Genomic DNA, 20,930 nt, shown 5'->3' on the forward strand with positions numbered 1-20,930 from the left:
CTCAGCTGGGAGAGCACCTGCTTTGCAAGCAGGGGGTCATCGGTTCGATCCCGATAGGCTCCACCAGGCACATCAATCCGATAGATGAAACGAACGTAGATCTCGCGTAAAGCGAGTAGGCGGCCATATGGGTCGCTGTCTTTGACATTGTGAATGGGTTTTTAAATCGATGCCGTGGCGCATGGATTGTTTTGTTCGGCTTCGGCCGTTCGAGCGATCGATGCATCACAACAAGATCAATCATAATGATTATCTGGCTGAGATATCCTCCGCATCATCGCGAGACGATGGACTTTTATGCAGGTCTGTCGTTGATGGTGTGGATTCTCAAGCGTGAGGTAAGAGCATTTGGTGGATGCCTTGGCATGTGCAGGCGATGAAGGACGTGGCACGCTGCGATAAGCGTCGGGGAGATGTGAGCAATCTTTGATCCGGCGATTTCCGAATGGGGAAACCCACCCTCACCATTTCCTTTCGTTCGACCTTCGGGTCGGCCGGAAAGAGGTGGATAGGGTATCACCAGACTGAATACATAGGTTTGGTGAAGCGAACCCGGGGAACTGAAACATCTCAGTACCCGGAGGAAAAGACATCAACAGAGATTCCCGTAGTAGTGGCGAGCGAACCGGGACCAGGCCAGTGCTTCTTCGTTAGTTAACCGAACACTTTGGAAAGAGTGGCCATAGCGGGTGACAGCCCCGTAGGTGAAAACAATCGAAGAAGACTCGAGTAGGGCGGGACACGTGAAATCCTGTCTGAACATGGGGGGACCACCCTCCAAGCCTAAATACTCGCACATGACCGATAGCGAACAAGTACCGTGAGGGAAAGGTGAAAAGCACCCCGATTAGGGGAGTGAAACAGTACCTGAAACCGAATGCTTACAAGCAGTTGGAGCCCCATAGGGGGTGACAGCGTACCTCTTGCATAATGGGTCAGTGACTTAATTTATCGAGCAAGCTTAAGCCGTTAGGTGTAGGCGCAGCGAAAGCGAGTCTGAATAGGGCGACTGAGTTCGATGAATTAGACCCGAACCCCGGCGATCTAGGCATGGCCAGGTTGAAGGTGCAGTAACATGCACTGGAGGACCGAACCGGTGAATGTTGAAAAATTCTCGGATGAGCTGTGTTTAGGGGTGAAAGGCCAATCAAGCCGGGAAATAGCTGGTTCTCCGCGAAATCTATTGAGGTAGAGCGTCGGATGTATGCCGATGGGGGTAGAGCACTGGATGGGCTAGGGCTGCGCGAGCGGTACCAAACCTAACCAAACTCCGAATACCATCGAGTCTTATCCGGCAGACAGACGGCGGGTGCTAAGGTCCGTCGTCAAAAGGGAAACAGCCCTAACCTACAGCTAAGGTCCCCAAGTCATATCTAAGTGGGAAAGCATGTGGGAATCCCAAAACAACCAGGAGGTTGGCTTAGAAGCAGCCATCCTTTAAAGAAAGCGTAACAGCTCACTGGTCTAAATAAGGGTTCCTGCGGCGAAGATGTAACGGGGCTAAAGATATGCACCGAAGCTTAGGGTTCAGAATTTATTCTGAGCGGTAGCGGAGCGTTCCGTAAGTGGTTGAAGCCGAAGGGTAACCGACGGTGGACATATCGGAAGTGCGAATGCTGACATGAGTAGCGACAAACAGGGTGAGATGCCCTGTCGCCGAAAGACCAAGGGTTCCTGCTCAACGCTAATCGGAGCAGGGTTAGCCGGCCCCTAAGACGAGCCCGAAGGGGGTAGTCGATGGGAACCACGTAAATATTCGTGGGCCTGAAGATGTGTGACGGATCGTGGAAGTTGTTCGACCTTATTGGATTGGTCGGGCAGCCAAGCGGTTCCAGGAAATAGCCTCTTCAATATAGACCGTACCCGAAACCGACACAGGTGGTCAGGTAGAGTATACCAAGGCGCTTGAGAGAAGTATCCTGAAGGAACTCGGCAAATTGCCTCCGTACCTTCGGAAGAAGGAGGCCCTCTCATTACGCAAGTAGTGTGGAGGGGGCACAGGCCAGGGGGTAGCGACTGTTTAGCAAAAACACAGCACTCTGCTAAGTCGGCTTCAAGACGACGTATAGGGTGTGACGCCTGCCCGGTGCTCGAAGGTTAAGAGGAGGAGTGCAAGCTCCGAATTGAAGCCCGAGTAAACGGCGGCCGTAACTATAACGGTCCTAAGGTAGCGAAATTCCTTGTCGGGTAAGTTCCGACCTGCACGAATGGCGTAACGACTTCCCCACTGTCTCCAGGATATGCTCAGCGAAATTGAATTCTCCGTGAAGATGCGGAGTACCCGCGGTTAGACGGAAAGACCCCGTGCACCTTTACTGCAGCTTCAGAGTGGCATTAGGAAATTACTGTGTAGAATAGGTGGGAGGCTTTGAAACATCGGCGCCAGCTGGTGTGGAGCCAACCTGTGAAATACCACCCTGTGATTTTCTGATGTCTAACCACGCACCGTTATCCGGTGTTGGGACCCTCTGTGGCGGGTAGTTTGACTGGGGCGGTCGCCTCCTAAAGAGTAACGGAGGCGCGCGATGGTATGCTCAGGACGGTTGGAAACCGTCTGCAAGAGTGCAATGGCATAAGCATGCCTGACTGCGAGACCGACAGGTCGAGCAGAGACGAAAGTCGGTCATAGTGATCCGGTGGTCCCTCGTGGAAGGGCCATCGCTCAACGGATAAAAGGTACGCCGGGGATAACAGGCTGATGATTCCCAAGAGCTCATATCGACGGAATCGTTTGGCACCTCGATGTCGGCTCATCACATCCTGGGGCTGGAGCAGGTCCCAAGGGTTTGGCTGTTCGCCAATTAAAGTGGTACGTGAGCTGGGTTCAGAACGTCGCGAGACAGTTTGGTCCCTATCTGCCGTGGGCGTCGATTGTTGAAAGGAGTTGCCCCTAGTACGAGAGGACCGGGGTGAACATACCTCTGGTGTACCTGTCATCCTGCCAAGGGTGCCGCAGGGTAGCTATGTATGGACGGGATAACCGCTGAAAGCATCTAAGCGGGAAGCCTCCCTTGAGATAAGCAATCTTCGAACCGTCGTAGACCACGACGTTGATAGGCCGGGTGTGGAAGCGCAGTAATGCGTGTAGCTAACCGGTCCTAATAGTTCTTTTCGCGCTTGTAGGATCCATACCATCAACGACAGCCCTGTGCTGTCCGCGAGGGTGGAGGAAACTTCAGCCGGATAAGCCCAGAATGCTCAACAGCATCGATTTAAAACCCGTCCGCCTGCTTTATTGCTTGGTGGCTATAGCGTCTGTGACCCACCCGATCCCATCTCGAACTCGGCCGTGAAACCGGACTGCGCCGATGGTACTAGTGCTCAAGCACTGGAAGAGTAGGTCGTCGCCAGGCATTATAGCAGACGGACGCGGTATAAACCCATTCACGATTTCAAAAAGCCGCTGCCGGGTCTCCCGCGCGGCGGCTTTTTCGTCTCTGGCGCATGCCGGCGGACGAACACACGGTGCCGCGGGGTGGAGCAGTCCGGTAGCTCGTCAGGCTCATAACCTGAAGGTCGTTGGTTCAAATCCAACCCCCGCAACCACCAGTATACAACTAGCCCGCTGCCTCTCCGAGGTGGCGGGTTTGTTGTATCCGGGGTGGACGCGATCCGCGAACGATCGGAGCATCGCCCTCCGGAAAATGTCGGGCGTCGGTAAGGAGCGTGGCTTCTATAGGGCGCATATGAAGCGTGGCCATGCTCGTCCTGGTGGGGTTCGACCACGCGACGTGATCGGAACTCTCTAGCGGCGGTTCCCGCTTCGTACGGGCCAAGGCGCTGCAGGGGTGAACGCATTTGCTTCCCGGTGCGCGATAACGGGCCACGGGATAGCGCTTACTCGGTACCAGGGACCCCACAGTGCGAACACCTACATCAGCTCGTAATGTGCCTTAGAGGTCGCGCCGAGGTGTTCGGCCGGACGATCGTGGTAAGCGGGCGTAGGTAGCCTCGCTTCGGGAAGGGGCAAGTTCGCCCATTCCGATATCTGCCTAGGTCTGCCGGACCACAGGCAGGCCGCGACCCGAACCTGCTGGGGCGATCCTACCTGGTAAACCAGCCGCGCAGTTCGTCGAGCCCGCGCTCGACGGTGGCCTCATTGGCCTTTCCCTTCAGATCGCGTTCGACCCGGCGGGCCAGATTGCCAAGATCCTCGTCGCCGAAATAGGCGGCGATGCCGGCCATCACATGCAGCTGTTCGCGCAGCTTCTCGCGCTGTTCGGCAGTGGGCGTGGGGCCGCTCAGTTCGGCCAGCTGGGTGCGCAGCGCGCTGCGGCGCTTTTCGTACATCTGCCGCGCTTCGGCGTCTTCGTCGCTGGCGGGGGCTTCCTCCACTGCTGCAGCCGGGTTGGTCACCAGCCATTTTTCGAGGCAGGGGCCAAGCCGTTCGATCGAGATCGGTTTCGCAACATGGTCCTGCATGCCCGCCGCCAGGCACAATTCGATATCGTCGGGATAGGCATTGGCAGTAATCGCCAGGATCGGCAGGTCGCGCTCCGAAACGCCTTCGGCGCGCAGTGTGCGCGTGGCTTCGAGCCCGTCCATGACCGGCATCTGCATGTCCATCAGCACGGCATCGAACGGCCGGCCCTGTTCGCGCGCAGCGCGCACCTGTTCGACCGCCTGCTTGCCGTCCTCGGCAATCTCCACCGCCACGCCAAGACGGCCGAGCATCGCCACTGCCAGTTTGCGATTGATGTCGACGTCTTCCGCCAGCAGGACCCGGCGGCCCGTCAGGGTCTTGCGGAATGAAGCGGCGTCCTGCTTTTGCGCGGGCGCGTCGGGTGCATTGCCTTCGCATTCGACCAGCGGGAGCGAGAGCACGAAGGTCGAGCCTTGCCCCAATTCGCTCGTCGCGGTCAGGCTGCCGCCCATCAGCTCGGTCAGCTGGCGGGCGATGGCAAGACCGAGGCCGGTACCCGCCACACTCGACGCCGACGCGCCTTCGATCTGGGCGAACTCGTCGAAGACGTGCGACAGCTTGTCCGCCGGAATGCCGACCCCGGTATCGATCACGCGGATGACGATCGAGCGGTCCTCCTCCTGCGCCACGATCCGCACCGATCCTTCATCGGTGAATTTGATGGCATTGCCGATCAGATTGAGAATGATCTGGCGCACGCGCAGCTTGTCGCCGGTGCCGGTGGGCATGCCGGAAGCGATGTCGGCCTCCAGCACGATGCCCTTGGCCTTGGCGTTGGGTTCGAACAACCGCACGCTGCTGCGCACCAGATGCCCGAAATCGACCGGTTCGCGCGACAGCTGCATCCGGCCCGCCTCGATCTTTGACAGGTCGAGCAATTCGTTGAGCAGGCGCAGCATCGCCTTGCCCGAATCCGAGATCATCCGCGCATATTCGAGATGCTCTTCGGACAGATCGCTTTCCAGCAGCAGGTCGGCAAACCCGATGACCCCGTTCATCGGGGTGCGGATTTCGTGGCTCATATTGGCAAGGAAATGGGTCTTCGCCTTCGCCGCATCCTCTGCCGCGTCGCGCGATTGCCGCAGACGCTCTTCGATCAGGACGGTTTCGGTGATGTCTTTGAAAACGCCGAATACCGTCACCACTTCGCCGGTCGGCGAGCTTTCGGCATGGCCGATGGTCGCAATATGGCGCAGTTCCCCGTTGGGGCGTACGATACGTGCGGTGAACTCGAAATCCTCCCCCTCGTTGAGGGCCTTCTCGACCGCTTCGGTGACCATGGGCCGGTCTTCTTCGTAATAGAAATCGATGCCCTTCTCGAGATCGGGGACGAAGTCGTCGGAGACGCCATGGATCCGGAACAGCTGTTCCGACCAGAACAGCGAATCCTCCTGCACATCGATCCGCCAGTGGCCGATATTGGCGATCCCTTCCGCCATCTGCAGCAGGCGATTGTTCTCGCGCATCCGCGCATTGCGTTCGCTGTCGAGCAGCTTTTCGCGTCGCCGGGCGCCGATGTCGCGGACGATCCCGACGAAATCCTGCAGCGCGTCGGTTTCGGGAACCCGGCGAGACGCAAAATGGGCCTCGAGCCAGACGTAGTGACCGTCGCGATGCTTGTGGCGATAGGTCGTCAGCGTGCGGGGAACCGCGCCCTGGAACAGCTTCTCGCTCGCCACCATGGTCGCGGCGCGGTCATCGGGATGGATGCCGTTGATCGGCGACTGGCCGATCATCTCTTCGGGCGGATAGCCGAGCAGTTTTTCGCAGGCAGCGCTGATGTAGCGGCGCACCCGGTCGGGCCCGATCACGACCACCATGTCGGGAAGATCGGCCGCGATCGATTCAAGGTCGGGATGTTCGACCAGGTCGCGCAGGTCCGCGTCTTCGGTAGCGGTCGGCACGGCGGAGGCGCGGGCATCGCGAATGGCGCTGCGGAACCAGATCGCCAGGGGCACGGCGGCCACGATGGTCCCCAGCACGAAACCCAGCAGAACCATCTCGATGTCCAAATTCATACCTACTCTGCTTACTGTCGTTCTACCCAGATTATGCGGGGGTTATGCAAGCTTGTTACCCATGGCACAATCCCGTCGAAAACTGGGTCTATCAGGGGTTAAGGAATGAAAGTTATAAAATGATCCCGGAAATAGTTGAGAACTTCTGTTAGTAAGGTCTTCTAAACCATCTGGGTGAAGTGATAGGGCCAGCACATGCAATGGCTGAAGGTCCCCCCAGAACTGTCATGGTGAATCGAAAACCCCTTTGTATTGCCGCGGCGGTGGCGTTGGTAACTACGGCAGCGGCGGGGCAAGTCCCGGCCATTTCCGAAAATGCTGTAGTCGGCCCGTCGACGGAGGCGGTCACAAGGGTGATCACGCTGAAGGAGCGCGGGTTTCCCGATGGCTTCGAGATCGCCGGCCTGTCGGGTTCGCGCGAGATTTATTTCCCCATTCCCGCCGATGCCGGTGCGCAGGACCTGCGGCTCGTGCTGCCTTACCGGGCGGATTCCTCCTTCAACAGCCGCCGCGCGCTATCGATCGAAGTGGGCGGGAAGACGCTTTACACGACGGCGCTGCCGGACGGGTTTTCCGAAGGGGTGATCGATGTCCCCATCAACGCCTCGCTGATCGAGCAGGGCTTCCTGGCCGCGCGCATCGTCTATTCGGGCGCAATTACCGAAGACCGCTGTGTCGATCAGCGATTGTCGGCTGCCTATCTTTCTTTCGCAGGCAGTGGCGGGTTGCGCGCGCAGTTCGACGGCGCCAGCCTGACGCGGGTGGCCTCCCTCGCGGCGGCGATGCCAACCGCGATCGACGTCGCTCTGCCTGCGGGCGCAAGTGCCGCGCAAACCGCGGCCGCGCTAACGCTGATGCTGGGCGGGGTGGATGCACGGCTTGCCGGCAACCGCAGGACCAATCCCGCCTTTGGCGAGGGGTGGCAGGTTTCGCGGGTCATCTTCGCCGATCCCGCATCCCCCGCACTCTCGGTCCAGCGTGAGGCCGGGGAGCCGGTGTTGCAGATCGGCGGTGAGGATCCCGTCGCCAGTGCACGGCTGTTGCGCAGCCGGTGGAATGCGCTCGTCGCTTCGCCTGCTGCTGGGTCGGCACAGCGCAATGCAGGCGCTGCGGCAACTACGCTCACGGTAGGCGATCTGGGCGGCGACACGTCGATCCAGAACGTCGTCGACCGCGGACAGTGGAACGTGGCCATTCCCACCAGCGCCGTGCCTGCCGGGCAGCGCATGACGGGCATGGTGGTCGACGTCGCGGCGGCGGAAGATGGCGGGACCACGCGCCCGGTCATCGCCGTGCTGCTCAACGGCGTGCTGCTGGCAAGCGCCGAGGCCGAAGACGATGGCCGTACACGGCTCGATGTGGATTTCCCGCAAGGGCTTACGACGTCGCGCAACAATCTCGAGGTCAGCGTCGCGCGGCAGCCCGCCGGCGGCGACTGCAAGTTTGCGCCGCAAGGCTATCCGGCGCAGCTGCTTCCTTCCAGCCACGTCAAGCTCGATCCCGTAGGGACGGTGGCCGATTTCTCCGATCTTCCCGCGGTCCTCAACGGCGGCTTCACGCTGGTGATGCCGGGCGCGGACGCGCTCGGTTCGGTGGCGTCGCTGCTGGGCCCGCTTGCAAGCGGCGAGGGGGCGGTCACCGTCTCCTATTCGGACATGCCCGAGGCGGGCGCCGTGGTGTATGTCGGCGACCAGGCCCCGGCCGGGACCGATCCGATCGTGCGCTTCGACCAGGGCGCGGTCACGATCGACGGGGAGAACGGGCAAACGCTCCTCGATGCCGAAGCCATTGGCGAACTGACCACGGTCCAGCTGCTCGAACAGGGCGGCCGCACCGTGGTCTGGATCAAGCCGGGCGCGGATTTCGCCGCACTGGCGACCAGCGCTTCGCCGCCGGTGCTCAGCTATGGCAATGTCGCTTTCCTTGCCGGGGACCAGCTCGACTTCGCATTCCATAATGCGCGCGAACGGCTGATCGATATCCGCTATCCGGAAGAAAACACCTTCAGCCAGTTCCTGAGCCGTTACCGCCTGTGGCTGATCGGTCTGGGCTGGCTGCTGGTGACACTGGGCTTCGTCTATCTCCTCCGTCGCGTGATCGTCGCCAACAAAACCAAAGACTGATCGTGGGCAACCTCCTCTCGATCGACAGTTGGACCGGTGATTTCCTCGCCGAACGCAATCTCGTCTCGGCGCGGCAGCTGAACGAGGCGAGCGAGCTGGCTGCGCGGTGGGGGTCCAACCTCGCCGATGTCATGCTGACCAAGAACTGGATCGAGCCGGAGGACTATTACCGCGCCCTCGCCGACCGGTTCAGCGTTGAACAGGTCGATCTGGAGAAGGACCCGCTCGATCCCGATCTGCTCGAGGTTGCGGAAGTCGCCAATTACATGCGCGAACTGGCAGTGCCCTGGCGGTGTGAGGTCGGGGTGACGACGATCGTCACGTCGCGTCCGGGGCCCGAGCTGATCCTCTATGCCCGCCGCAAATGGGGCGCGAGCGTCAAGATCGGCATCGCCTCGAAGAAGCAGATCCAGCAGGCGGTGCAGAGCGTTTTTTCCGAACGTTTCCTGCATGCCGCGGTATTCGATTTGGCCGAACACGATCCGGTGATGTCGGCGCAGACCGTGTTTACCCCGGTCCAGCTCGTGGTGGGCTGGGCGATGCTGAGCGCGTTTGCATTGGGGCTGGCGCTGGCCCCGATCCCGACGCTGATCGCGCTCAACCTCGTGATGACGCTGTTCTACCTCGGCAATTTCCTGTTCAAGACCGTGCTGATCTGGGCGGGCGGCAAGCACCAGCACGCCAGCGAGCGGCAGATGGATGCGGCGGTCGGCCTGCTGCGCGACGAGGACCTGCCCGTCTATACCGTGCTGGTGCCGATGTTTCGCGAGCCCGACGTGCTGCCGATCCTCGCCAATGCCTTGCGCGAACTCGATTATCCGACCAGCCGGCTCGACATCAAGATCGTGCTCGAGGAAGGCGACCAGCTGACCATCGATGCCGCCACTGCTCTGGGGCTGGAGGATATTTTCGAGATCATCCTGGTCCCGCCCGCGCAGCCGCAGACCAAACCCAAGGCGTGCAATTACGCGCTGCAATTCGCGCGCGGCGATTTCCTCGTGATCTACGATGCCGAGGACAAGCCCGAACCAGACCAGCTCAAGAAGGTGGTGGTGACCTTCGACCGCTCGCCCGCCAATGTCGCCTGCGTCCAGTGCCGGTTGAACTACTTCAACCGCGAGGAGAACTGGCTGACGCGCCTGTTCACGCTCGACTATTCGCTGTGGTTCGACCTGATGCTTCCCGGGCTGGAGAAGCTCAAGGTGCCGATCCCGCTGGGGGGCACGTCGAACCATTTTCGCATGGACGTGCTGCGCGAACTGCGCGCATGGGACCCGTTCAACGTCACCGAGGATGCCGATCTGGGCATTCGCCTGACGCAGAAGGGCTATGAAGTCCGGCTGGTTGCCTCGACGACCTTCGAGGAAGCCAATGTCTCGCAGTTGAACTGGATCCGGCAGCGGTCGCGCTGGATCAAGGGCTATATGCAGACCATGCTGGTCCATACGCGGCGCCCGATCCATCTGGTGAGAAGCATCGGTGTGCTCGGGCTACTGGGCTTCATCTTCTTCATCGGCGGGACCATGCTGTCGGGCCTGCTGAATCCGGTGTTCTGGGCGATATTCGTGCTCTGGCTGCTGACCGAGACCGGCATCTTCGATCCGCTGTTCCCGCCCGTCCTGCTGTATCTCTCGGTGTTCAACCTGCTGGCGGGGAACGGCTTGTTCATCTTCGTGATGATGCTGGCGCCTTTCCGGCGCAACTGGCTGTCGCTGGTACCCTACAGCGTGACCGTGTTCTGGTATTGGGTGCTGATGTCGATCGCCGCGTGGAAAGGCGCCTGGCAGCTGATCACCAAGCCGTTCTACTGGGAAAAGACCGAACACGGGCTGTCGAAACACACCGCCGCCGAAGTCAGCAAGGCGCAGGCGAGCCAGACCGCGGGATGACGGCGCGCAGGATCACCAGCTACGGCATGCCGATCGCATTGGGCATCGCGCTGGTCGCGCTGGCCTTCGTCCTCCATGCGCGCGGCTATGTGTCGGCCAGCAATCTCGACCTGCACGGACGGACGCTGCTGAGCCTCGAGGGGCTGATCCGGTTCGAGGATATCGTCACTGCCTTTCCGCCGCTGCCCTACATCACCGGGATCGGGCTCAATCACTTCGTGCCCGTCGCCGGAACGACCGGGCTGGCGGTGTTGAGCGCGATGCTCGCCGCCGCGCTCGTACTGGCATGGTTCTGGGCATTCCGGGCCAACGGGTTGTCGCTATGGGAAGCCTCCGCCGCCAGTGCGGTGCTGGCTCTCAATCCGGTGTTCCTGCGCGGCGCGACCGAAGGGATCGGGTTCATTCTCGTCCACTGGGGGCTGTGGTTGACCGCCCTGGGGATGTTTAGCCTGCGCCGGGGCGAACGCGTCAACGATCTGATGCTGGTCTCGCTCGGCCTGTGTCTGATGGCTTTCGCGCATCCGTTCGGGATGGTGCTGGTGTTCGCCAGCCTGCCGTTCCTGGCGCTGGTCATCCCCATCGACCGGCTGCGCACTGCGCCGGTCGCGATGTATCTGACGCTGCTGTTCCCGGTGCTCTTCTCGATCGCTTCGTTCATCTATGTGAACTGGGTTTTCGCCGACCAGACATTCGACTTCATCGGTGCGGTCAGCCGGGAATCCGCCGGGCTGGGCGCCGACCCCACCGGCCGCGTGCCGGTGGCCGACTGGCGCAATATCAGCCTCGCGCTGGTTAGCCTGTTCGCCGTATGCCCGATCGCGATCGGCTTTTTCTTCGCCGCGCGCGGGATGGCGCCGCTGCGCTATGCAGTGCTGGCGCTGTTCCTGACCGTGCTGGCGGCGATGCTGCTGGCGCTGTCCTTCGGTCTGTTCCCTTCGGCCGCGCTGGCAGCCAGTTTCGGCGTCACCGCAGCCGCCGCCTGTGTCGCGCGCTGGCCCATCGCTCGGCTCAAGCGGGTGGAGCTGCTGCTTCTCGCCGCCGGAGCAATTGGCGGGGCCTTGCTCGTCAGCGTCGACACCGCGCCCGAGACCCAGCGCTGGAAAGCGGCGCTGGCCAACCGCCCGGTGGCAGTCAGCGATCCCGAACTTGCAGGCGTTGCACGCGCGCTGTCGGGCCGCGAGGACGTGCTGTTCGATGCCGAGGCGGCACCTGCGGTGATCGCGCTGCGCGAGGATGCCGCCGGCGTCTGGTCCAGCGGGACGCAGCAATTCCGCACCGCCTCGATCCGGGGGCGAACCGATGCCAGCACGCTGGTCGTCCGCAATCGCGAATCCGACTATGGGAGTGACCGGGTTGGTCGCATCTTCCCGACCCTGTACGAGAAAGGCCTGCCCGGTTACCGGTTGCACTATGACGGGGCGCGTTGGCGGGTGTATGAATTGAGCAGCGAGGCCCCACGATGACCGAAGGCAGCCAGTCCCGCATCCTCGTGGTCGACGATGTCCGCGAAAGCGCGCTGATCACCCGCGCGCTGCTGGCGCGCGGCAATTTCGACCGGATCGATATTGCCAGCGGCGGGCTCGAAGCGCTCAGGATGTGCGGGATTACTCCCGATGGCGAGGCCGATAGCACCGCCGAACACCCGTACCAGCTCGTTGTCCTCGACATCATGATGCCCGATATCGACGGGCTGGAAGTCTGCGCGCGGATGCGGTTGGCCAAGGGCACGCGCGACCTGCCGATCCTGATGCTCACGGCGACCAACGACACCGAAACGCTCAACCAGGCGTTCATGGCGGGCGCCGACGACTTCCTCACCAAGCCGATCGACGAGATGCGGCTGCTCGCGCGTATCCGGAACCTGTTGCGGATGCGCCGCGAACAGGAACGGCGTGCGCTGCGCGAGGAAGATCTGCGGGTCCAGAATGCCGCGCTGCGGCAGGGCCAGCTGACGCTCAGCCTGATCGATCCGACCACCAATCTGCTCAAGGATCGGGTGCTGGAACTGGTCATTTCGGATTGCCGCGCGCGCGGCCGGCCCGCTGCGCTGAGCCTGGTCCGGATTGTCGACTATGGGGCCTATGTCGCGGCGCATGGTCAGGACAAGGGCGAGGCATTGCTGGCGCAGGTGGCCGACATGTTGCAGGCGATCCCCGCGCCGCTGGCGGTCTATCTGACTGCCTATGGACCGGGATCCTTCATGCTGATCCATCCCGGCGCACCCTCGGCAAGCGAGCTCGAAGACTGGAACGCGCGGGCTGCCGAAGCGGTCGAGCTGGCTGCGATCAACCACGGGAATTCGATCCAGGCCGAGCATGTAACGCTCTGGACCCGGACCGTATGGGCCGAACCTTCCGGTCTGGCGGCGGCTGCGGATACGATCATCGACCGGACCAAACAGGAATTGCTGGAGCGACAATGATGGGAAAACTGTACGGCATCCCAATTGCCCTCGCCAGTCTGCTGGCGGCCCCCCAGGCACATGCGCAGACGCTGACCGCAACCGAGGCGGGTGACGGGTCGAACAAGGGCCAGGCCATCGCGACGTTCTACTATTCGAAGAGCACCCGCGGCTTCGACGCCGATGGCGACAGCATCGACATTGCCGATTACGAGAAGGTCGAGCTGTACTTGCTGGCCGAATATGAAGTCGCCCCCGATCTCACGCTGATCTTCAAGCCGAGCTTCCGTAATGTCTCGGTCGAAGGCGGCGATGACGACAGCGGGCTAGGCTATACCGATATCGGCGGCCGGTACCGCTTCGCCGAGAATACCGACGGCTGGCTGGCTGTCGAAGCGACCGCGCGGATCCCCGGCGTATCGCGTGACGACAATCTGGCGCAGGTCGGTAGCACCGATGCCGAATACGATTTCCGCCTGCGCGGCTTTCACAATCTGTCCTTCGGCGAGGACAGCGGCTTTATCGACGGCCAGGCAAGCTATCGCCTGCGCGATGGCGATCCGCCCAACGAGTTCCATGCCGATGTGACGCTGGGTTATCGCCCCGATCCCGATTTCCTGCTGATGGTGCAATCGCTCAATACGATCAGCGATGGTTCCGGGCAGGGGATCTTCGACGAATACCGCTATCACAACATGCAAGTCAGCGGAGTGCTCACCGTCTCGCAATCGGTCTCGCTGCAGGCTGGGCTCGTCGGCACGATCGCGGGCGAGAACGCCTTGCGCGAGCGCGGCTTTTTCGGAGGCGTCTGGGTCTCGTTCTGAGCTAGCGCAGGCCGAGCAGGCTTTGCGCGGGCTTGTTCTGGATCGTGAAATCGGTGTCCTTGGGGCCGCCGCCCTGCGGGTCGCTGAGCCATCGCCACACCAGCGCGGTATCGATCCCGCCCTGCCGCGCCGCATCGAGCCAGAGACGCAGGACCTGCTCCTGCAGCGCCGGATCGGGCGGCGCATCGCGCTCCTCGGCGCTTTCCCACGGCTTGTAGGTCGCATCGGCGGCGGAGCGGATGCCGATCTCGCCCAGCCAGGCGGGCTTTGCATGACGATCCGCCAGAGTTCTCAATGCGCGGACCTCATCGGCGATCGCGCGGCGCCATGACGCCCTGTCGGTCGGCGCGCCCAGCGGCGGGTAGGAGGACATGGTCACGATATCGAGCAGGTTCCAGAAACCCACCTGCTGCGCCTCGGCGGAATTGTGCGCGACATAGGTCAGCCGGCCCGGGAACACCTCGCGCGCCCGCGCGATCAGCCGCGCCCATTCGGGCCGCGCGCTCGTCTGCAACAATTCGGTCCCGACGCTCAGTACATCAGCCCCCGCTTCGGCGGCGGTCTCGGCGCAGTCGACCAGTGCGCTTTCATAGGCGTCGAACCAGCTGTGCCAGTCGCTCTCGCTGGAGAACACCACGCTGCCCGCCCAGCGTTCGGGCACCCAGACATGCGGTTTGACCAGCACATCGAGCCCGACCCGCGCGGCCTCCTCGATCCCGCGGAACAGCCGCTCGCGCGGGAGCGCGCTGCCCCGGACCAGTGCCGGGTCGCTCGCGCCCGGTTGCCAGAAGAACGGCACCAGCGCGACCGTGGTGGCGCCTGCCGCAGCCAGATTGGCAAAGCTTTCGCGGGCCTGCGCGCCGCCGAACGGCGCGGCTGGGTCCTCAATCATGTTTACGCCGATCTGCATGACCCGCGCTTTCGCGGCGAGCGGCGTCGCAAGCAAGCCCGGTAGTGCGGCCGCCATGGCCAGCACCTGTCTTCGATCCGGTCGCATTCCTCGCATGGGGGCACCTTGAAGCCGTTCGCCTGAACCCAGCCCATACGCACCGGGCCCGGCAAGCGAAACCGCCTCGCTGCCGCCGCACCTTCAGCCGCGCGCGAGCCCCGCCTTCTCGACATGCGTCGCCACCGGCTGGTCCTGGTCCTTGCGCTCGGAATAGCGGTCGACCAATTGTTCGGCATGGGGCCGTAGCAGCACGGTGAAGCGGACCAGTTCCTCCATCACGTCTACGATACGGTCGTAATAGCTCGAAGGCTTCATCCGACCGTTCTCGTCGAATTCCAGATAGGCCTTGGCGATCGACGACTGGTTGGGGATCGTCACCATCCGCATCCACCGGCCCAGCACGCGCAAGGTGTTGATCGTGTTGAAGCTCTGCGATCCGGCGGAAACCTGCATCACGGCCAGCGTACGCCCCTGGGTCGGGCGGCGGCCCCCGATGGCCAGCGGTAAATGGTCGATCTGTGCCTTCAGAATACCGGTGACCTGCCCGTGGCGTTCGGGGCTGCACCACACCTGCCCTTCGGACCACAGCGACAGCTCACGCAGTTCATGCACCGCCGGGTGATCGTCACCTTCGACCTGGTCGGGCAGCGGCAGGTCGGACGGGTCGAAAATCCGCGTCTCGCAGCCGAACCATCGGAGCAGCCGTGCCGCCTCCTCCACCGCGAGCCGCGAAAAGGAGCGTTCGCGCAGCGATCCGTAAAGCAGCAGGATCCGCGGAGGCGGCTCCATCGCGCCAAGCCCCAGCGCAGGATTGCGATGCGCGAATTCGGGACGCAGCGCAGGCAGGTGATCGGGATCGGGGAGGGTGCGGATGCGGGACATGCAGGCTCGTTCGTTCAGGCTGCGGGGAAGCGGCCGCGCGTACGGTTGGCGAAGGCCACCAGCGAGAGCATAACGGGGACCTCGACCAGCACGCCGACCACGGTAGCCAAAGCCGCTCCGCTGGTCAGTCCGAACAGGCCGATCGCGACCGCCACCGCCAGTTCGAAGAAGTTGGACGTGCCGATCAGCGCGCAGGGCGCAGCGATGTCATGCGGGACCTTCCATGCCTTGGCTGCCGCATAGGCGAGCGCAAAAATGCCATAGGACTGGATGATGATCGGAATGGCGATCAGCGCGATCAGCAGCGGGTTGGCAACGATGGTTTCGGCCTGGAAGGCGAACAGCAGCGCCACCGTCGCCAGCAGGCCCACGATCGACCATGGCTTGAGCCGCGCGGTGAAGGCATCGACCGACGCGGTGTCGCCGCCGTGGCCGGCCATCACCCGCCGCCGGGTCAGCGCGCCCGCGGCGAGCGGGATCACGACATAGAGGGCGACCGAAAGCAGCAGCGTTTCCCACGGCACGACGATGTCGGTGACGCCCAGCAGGAGCGCCACGATCGGCGCGAAGGCGACGATCATCACCAGGTCGTTCACCGATACCTGCACCAGCGTATAGGCGGGATCGCCCTTGGTCAGCTGCGACCACACGAACACCATCGCCGTGCAGGGCGCCGCACCGAGGATGATCAGCCCGGCGATATACTGGTCGGCATCGCCTTCGCTCATCAGCCCGGCATAGAGATAATCGAAAAACAATAGCGCCAGCGCGGCCATGGTGAAGGGCTTGATCAGCCAGTTCACCACCAGCGTGATCACCAGCCCCTTGGGCTTGCGGCCGATATCCTTCACGCTGGCGAAATCGACGGCCACCATCATCGGATAGATCATCGCCCAGATCAGCACTGCGACGACCAGATTGACCGAGGCATATTCGAAGCCGGCAAGCGCGCCGGCCACGCTCGGCGCAGCGAGCCCGAGCGCAAGGCCCGCAAGGATGGCAAGTGCCACCCAGAGCGACAGATACCGTTCGAACGTGCCGAGCGGCGAGGCCGCCGGGGCGGGGGTGGCGATGGTTTGGGTCATTCGGCGGCGCGCGCTTTGGCGCTGGCGCCTGCTGCGCGGCCGATGGTGGCGAGCTTGCCCTTCATCGCCAGCTCGTCGAGCCCGGCATGGGGCAGCATCAGGAACAGTTCGATCCGCCGCTTGAGATAGCTCAGCGCATCGACAAAGGCCGCGCGCTGGCCGTCGCCCTCGACCGCCGCGGGGTCTTCGACTCCCCAATGCGCAGTCAGCGGCTTGCCCGGCCAGACCGGGCAGCTTTCGCCCGCGGCATTGTCACACACGGTGAAGATGAAATCGAACTCGGGTGCATCGGGTCCGGTAAAGACGTCCCAGTTCTTCGAATGTAGGTCCGCGGTCGGATAGCCGAAGCTGTCCAGCACCTCGATCGTCATCGGATGCACCGCACCCCTGGGATCGCTCCCGGCGCTGAAGGCGCGAAAGCGCCCTTCGCCCAGCTTGTTCAGCAGGGCTTCGCCAAGCACCGAGCGGGCCGAATTGCCGGTGCAGAGAAACAGCACATTGTAGGGTTCGCGCATTTGGGTGCCTTCTTTGGGGACGGGGTTGGTGCAATCTTCTCCGCCGCAGCAATTCTCCAGGAGAAAGCCGACGAGCGCGTTCATGGCCGAATAGTCGGCGCCGTAGATGAGCGAGCGCCCCTCGCGGCGCTGCCCGATCAACCCGGCGCGCGAGAGATGCGCGAGGTGGAACGACAGCGATGAATTGGGAATCTCGAGCGCTTCGGCGATCGCCCCAGCGGGCATGCCGTCCTCGCCGGCCTGCACGAGCAAGCGGAACAGCGCGAGCCGATGTTCCTGCGCCAGCGCACCCAGCGCCTCGACCGCTGCCGGAGAACTCATTTCCATGAGTATCGAAATATAAGCCGCCCTGGACGACGTCAAGGCATGTTTCGATTACTCTCGAAATAACCGCTGGGAGCGGCCGGGGTCAGGGAAGCTGTTCGGCTAGCTTCCGGAGAGTCTGCGCTGCTATATCCAGCGTCTGCAGCTTGGTCATGAAGCGCGCCACCACTGCCGGGTCCTCGGCGAGGTCGTCGGCGAGCGCTTCCATTGCAGCGGCGGTATGCGCCACATCTTCGCGGCTGAGCTCGGCGGAGAACAGCGGGGCGGCGACCTTGGCCACCGGAGCGGCGACCAATTCGGCCTTGGCGGTCTGCACCGCTACATCGACTTCTGATTGCGTTCGGCGCCCCGAGGGGAGCCACAGCCCGACATCGGCACGGTGGCGGAACTTGATCCCCGCCTTTCCCGGCTTGATCCACACCACCATTGCCTCGAGCGAGATATCGCCGCGGTGCAACAGGCATTGCGTATCGGGCTGGGGCAGGACCTGGCCCTCGATGAGCGCGCCCCCGGGCGACATGTTGCGGACCTTCACGGTCTCGCGCGAATTGCCGGTAACCAGCGCCGCCATGACGAACATATTGGTCCGCGGCTCCGTGCGCGCACAGCCGATAAAGTCTTTCTGGGGTTCGTATGCTGCTGATAACATGTCGATTTCCTGCGGGAACCTTGGCTGATTCCCCCGCAAGATTGCCTGTCGAGCGCTATACGTATAAATACTAGGTTCGCTCGCTTTGGCGCGGCGCCAGCGCGCGGTGTGCGGAACGCAAAACGAGAAGGGCCCGCCGCTCTTGCGAGCGACGGGCCCTCTTCCCGTTAAGTGGGTTCGGGAAGATTAACGCAGCAGCGAAAGCACGTTCTGCTGGCTCTGGTTGGCTTGTGCGAGCATCGCGCTCGAAGCCTGGCTCAGGATCTGCGACTTGGCGAGCGCGGTCGTTTCGGCCGAATAGTCGGTGTCTTCGATCCGCGAACGTGCGTCGGACAGGTTCGTGATGTTGTTGTTGAGGTTGGTCACAGCCGATTCCAGCTGGTTCTGCGACGCACCGAGGCCGGCGCGAACGGTCGAGACCGTCTTGATGGCGGTGTCGAACAGGGCGATATCGCCAGCCGCGAGGGCTTCGACGTCGACGGCTGCAGCAGCGGCCAGATCGGTGTCGGTGGTGAGGTTGGCCGAAAGATCGATGTCGATCGCATCGGCTTCATTCGCGCCGGCCTGGACCGTCACGACACCGGCAGTACCAGCCGAAGCGTCGAACAGCTTCTGGCCGTTGAATTCGGAGTTCGCCAGAACGCTCGTGATCTGCGTGTTCAGCGCGGTCATTTCCGAAGCGAGGTTGGCGAGGTCGTCGGCCGAATAGGTGTTGTTCGACGCCTGAACCGTCAGTTCGCGCTGGCGCTGCAGCATGTTGGTGACTTCGCTCAGCGCGCCTTCTGCGGTCTGCGCCATCGAGATGCCGTCATTGGCGTTGCGGATACCCTGGTTCATGCCGCGCACCTGCGAGGTCATGCTGGTGGTGATGGCGAGGCCGGCCGCGTCGTCCTTGGCGGAGTTGATGCGCTTGCCGGTCGACAGGCGTTCCATGGCGGTTCCGAGGGCCTTGCCCGCGGCATTCGAAGCATTGGCGGCCTTGAGTGCGCCGATATTGGTGTTGATGACGTTCATGACAATGTTCCCTTTGGTCTACGGTCACTGCCCCCGGTCAGGATATGGCAGTCGCAAACCAGACCGGCAGGAACTTTCCGGAATTAAGGGTGTTGTCCAAATTACCGGGGTTTCGAGTTAACCATCCTCGTAAATCTACCAGCCCTAAAATTATCCAATCTTTTGACGTCCGTGCCGCATTTCGGGGTCTGTCGCTAAGACATGCCAAGTGGGGGCACAAATGGACGGGATTACGAAAACCACGGGCTTTATGCGCGTGCATGGGACGATCGAGGCACGGATGGCGGGCATTGCGTCCTCGCTATTCATGGACCGACCGGTCACACTGGCGGATGCGAGCGATCTCGCGGCCAGCCGCGATGCCCGCACGATCACCGTGGCGCGCGGCGAAACGCCCGCGATCGAACTGGCGGGTACCGGCGGCTCGCTCACCTATACCGACCCGATTGCCGAAAGCAGCATCGCTGCGCTGGTCGCGATGACCTATGCCGGGCAGGGCCCGGTTGCGGCCGATCCGGCGTCGCTGTCGATCATCGCGCTGGCCGACCGGCTGGCGCGGACCGACATTCCGGTGCTGATCAACGGACCCACGGGTACGGGCAAGGAAGTGCTCTCCACTTTTATTCACCGGCGCAGCACGCGCGCCGACCAGCCGTTCATCGCGGTCAATTGCGCGGCGATCCCGGAAACCATGCTCGAGGCCATGCTGTTCGGGCATGAGAAGGGCTCGTTCACCGGCGCCAATGCGGCGGGTGAAGGCTTCTTCCGCGCGGCCGATGGCGGCACGCTGCTGCTCGACGAAATCGCCGAAATGCCGCTTTCGCTCCAGGCGAAGCTGCTGCGCGCGTTGCAGGAAGGCGAAGTGGTGCCGATCGGCGCGACCCGCCCGATCAAGGTCGATGTCCGCATCATCGCCTGTGCCAACCGCGATCTTCCGCATGAAGTGGCCGAGGGCCGGTTCCGCGCCGACCTTTACTATCGCCTCAACGTCTTCCCCATCGAAATGCCGCCGCTGCGCGAACGCCGCGCCGACATTGCGCCGCTGGCTTTCGCCATGCTGCTGCGCCACGTCGCCAAGGGTGACCGCGTGCCGTGGATAGGCGATGCCGCGATTGCCACGCTGGCCCAGTACCCGTGGCCGGGCAATGTGCGCGAACTCGAAAACGTCATGCGTCGGGCCTTGCTGCTCTCGCAGGGCGAAAGCGAGATCGGCCCCGAACATATCGTTTTCGACATGACCGCCCGGGCGGTCGACAAACCGGCCGAGGCGCAGCCCGTGGCCGCAGCCGAGGGTCCGGCGAAGCTGTCGAAGATCGTCCAGATTTCCGAAGCCCGCGCGATCATGGAAGCGCTCGATTCGGTCGGTGGCCACCGTGCCAACGCCGCGCGTGCGCTGGGCATCAGCGAACGCACGCTGCGGTATCGCCTGGCCTCGTTCCGTGAAGCCGGTATCGCCGTGGGAGCAGGCCGATGAACCCCGTAGGCGGCGTAGGCGGCGGCGGATCGATCGAACAGATCATCGCGCTGCGCCAGCAGATCATCGACCGGTCCAAGGTCCTCCAGGACCTGCACCAGCCGCAACCCGCGGCCCCGACCGAGGGGCCGACCTCGGCGCCCAGCTTCGGCGATACGCTTCGCACCGCGCTCGACAATGTGAACGCGGTCCAGAGCGAATCCGGTCGCGTGACCGCGGCCTACGAACGCGGCGAGGAAACCGATATCGCCAAGGTGATGCTCGCCCGGCAGGAAGCCGGGGTCGCCTTCGAAGCCACGCTCCAGGTCCGCAACAAGCTGCTTGCTGCGTATCAGGAAACCATGCGGATGGGGGTCTAAC

General features: G+C 62.7%; 14 protein-coding genes, 2 tRNA genes, 2 rRNA genes and 1 pseudogene (1 of these 19 running past the window's edge). 11 read left to right on the forward strand and 8 right to left on the reverse strand.

Translation table 11 applies throughout. From position 1 onward, the window contains the following. From V6B15_RS02145 to V6B15_RS02160, 4 genes are all read left to right on the forward strand, one after another. Positions 1–66: transfer RNA gene (locus V6B15_RS02145), tRNA-Ala, on the forward strand; it begins 10 nt to the left of the window's first position. A 262-nt stretch (positions 67–328) separates the two neighbouring features. Continuing rightward, positions 329–3,122 (forward strand): 23S ribosomal RNA (locus V6B15_RS02150). 116 nt (positions 3,123–3,238) lie between these two features. Next, positions 3,239–3,353: ribosomal RNA gene (rrf, locus tag V6B15_RS02155) — 5S ribosomal RNA — on the forward strand. Between the two features lie 116 nt (positions 3,354–3,469). Next, positions 3,470–3,546 (forward strand) — tRNA-Met (locus tag V6B15_RS02160). 498 nt (positions 3,547–4,044) lie between these two features. Here V6B15_RS02160 and V6B15_RS02165 read toward each other — a convergent pair. After that, positions 4,045–6,441 carry an ATP-binding protein gene (locus tag V6B15_RS02165; protein WP_334199857.1) on the reverse strand — a complete coding sequence of 799 codons (2,397 nt, stop codon included), beginning with the start codon at positions 6,439–6,441 and terminating at the stop codon, positions 4,045–4,047. 353 nt (positions 6,442–6,794) lie between these two features. On the opposite strand from V6B15_RS02165, the gene V6B15_RS02170 reads away from it, so the two are divergent. The 5 genes from V6B15_RS02170 to V6B15_RS02190 are packed head-to-tail and all read left to right on the forward strand — an operon-like array spanning position 6,795 to position 13,678. Next, positions 6,795–8,564 carry a cellulose biosynthesis cyclic di-GMP-binding regulatory protein BcsB gene (locus V6B15_RS02170; RefSeq protein WP_334199858.1) on the forward strand — a complete coding sequence of 590 codons (1,770 nt, stop codon included), beginning with the start codon at positions 6,795–6,797 and terminating at the stop codon, positions 8,562–8,564. Between the two features lie 2 nt (positions 8,565–8,566). Then, complete coding sequence (locus tag V6B15_RS02175) at positions 8,567–10,453, forward strand: glycosyltransferase family 2 protein (RefSeq protein ID WP_334199859.1); 1,887 nt, start codon at positions 8,567–8,569, stop codon at positions 10,451–10,453. Continuing rightward, positions 10,450–11,916 (forward strand): hypothetical protein, encoded by a 1,467-nt coding sequence (locus tag V6B15_RS02180; RefSeq protein ID WP_334199860.1) that lies wholly within the window; start codon positions 10,450–10,452, stop codon positions 11,914–11,916. Before V6B15_RS02175 ends, V6B15_RS02180 begins: the two co-directional genes overlap by 4 nt. Continuing rightward, positions 11,913–12,875, forward strand: a complete 963-nt coding sequence (locus V6B15_RS02185) for a response regulator (RefSeq protein WP_334199861.1) — start codon at positions 11,913–11,915, stop codon at positions 12,873–12,875. Before V6B15_RS02180 ends, V6B15_RS02185 begins: the two co-directional genes overlap by 4 nt. Next, positions 12,872–13,678 carry a transporter gene (locus V6B15_RS02190; protein WP_334199862.1) on the forward strand — a complete coding sequence of 269 codons (807 nt, stop codon included), beginning with the start codon at positions 12,872–12,874 and terminating at the stop codon, positions 13,676–13,678. The genes V6B15_RS02185 and V6B15_RS02190 overlap by 4 nt, the downstream gene beginning before the upstream one ends. Position 13,679: 1 nt before the next feature. Here V6B15_RS02190 and V6B15_RS02195 read toward each other — a convergent pair whose 3' ends face one another. The 7 genes and pseudogenes from V6B15_RS02195 to V6B15_RS02225 form a co-directional block, all read right to left on the reverse strand. Continuing rightward, a complete protein-coding gene (locus V6B15_RS02195; protein WP_334199863.1) occupies positions 13,680–14,645 on the reverse strand; it encodes a glycoside hydrolase family 113 in 966 nt (321 codons plus the stop codon). 123 nt (positions 14,646–14,768) lie between these two features. Then, the gene (gene arsH / locus V6B15_RS02200) at positions 14,769–15,509 is read right to left on the reverse strand and encodes an arsenical resistance protein ArsH (RefSeq protein ID WP_334199864.1); all 741 of its coding nucleotides are present in this window, start codon (positions 15,507–15,509) and stop codon (positions 14,769–14,771) included. 14 nt (positions 15,510–15,523) lie between these two features. Beyond that, the gene (gene arsB / locus V6B15_RS02205; RefSeq protein ID WP_334199865.1) at positions 15,524–16,594 is read right to left on the reverse strand and encodes an ACR3 family arsenite efflux transporter; all 1,071 of its coding nucleotides are present in this window, start codon (positions 16,592–16,594) and stop codon (positions 15,524–15,526) included. Continuing rightward, positions 16,591–17,109 (reverse strand): arsenate reductase ArsC, encoded by a 519-nt coding sequence (locus V6B15_RS02210; protein WP_334201311.1) that lies wholly within the window; start codon positions 17,107–17,109, stop codon positions 16,591–16,593. Before V6B15_RS02210 ends, arsB begins: the two co-directional genes overlap by 4 nt. Before the next feature lie 30 nt (positions 17,110–17,139). Further along, positions 17,140–17,430: pseudogene (locus V6B15_RS02215) on the reverse strand (ArsR/SmtB family transcription factor); the annotation flags it as partial. An 88-nt stretch (positions 17,431–17,518) separates the two neighbouring features. Beyond that, positions 17,519–18,082, reverse strand: coding sequence for a PilZ domain-containing protein (locus tag V6B15_RS02220; protein ID WP_334199866.1), 564 nt, complete (start codon positions 18,080–18,082; stop codon positions 17,519–17,521). A gap of 186 nt (positions 18,083–18,268) precedes the next feature. Next, positions 18,269–19,096, reverse strand: a complete 828-nt coding sequence (locus V6B15_RS02225; protein ID WP_334199867.1) for a flagellin N-terminal helical domain-containing protein — start codon at positions 19,094–19,096, stop codon at positions 18,269–18,271. A 220-nt stretch (positions 19,097–19,316) separates the two neighbouring features. Between V6B15_RS02225 and V6B15_RS02230 the strand changes: the two genes are divergently transcribed. Together V6B15_RS02230 and fliE are read left to right on the forward strand one after the other, a co-directional pair. Beyond that, positions 19,317–20,570, forward strand: a complete 1,254-nt coding sequence (locus V6B15_RS02230) for a sigma-54 interaction domain-containing protein (protein WP_320181835.1) — start codon at positions 19,317–19,319, stop codon at positions 20,568–20,570. After that, complete coding sequence (gene fliE, locus V6B15_RS02235) at positions 20,567–20,929, forward strand: flagellar hook-basal body complex protein FliE (protein ID WP_253522491.1); 363 nt, start codon at positions 20,567–20,569, stop codon at positions 20,927–20,929. The genes V6B15_RS02230 and fliE overlap by 4 nt, the downstream gene beginning before the upstream one ends. Position 20,930 lies beyond the last annotated feature (1 nt).

The sequence above is a fragment of the Qipengyuania sp. Mu-71 genome (assembly GCF_036867055.1).
GTDB lineage: Bacteria > Pseudomonadota > Alphaproteobacteria > Sphingomonadales > Sphingomonadaceae > Qipengyuania > Qipengyuania profunda.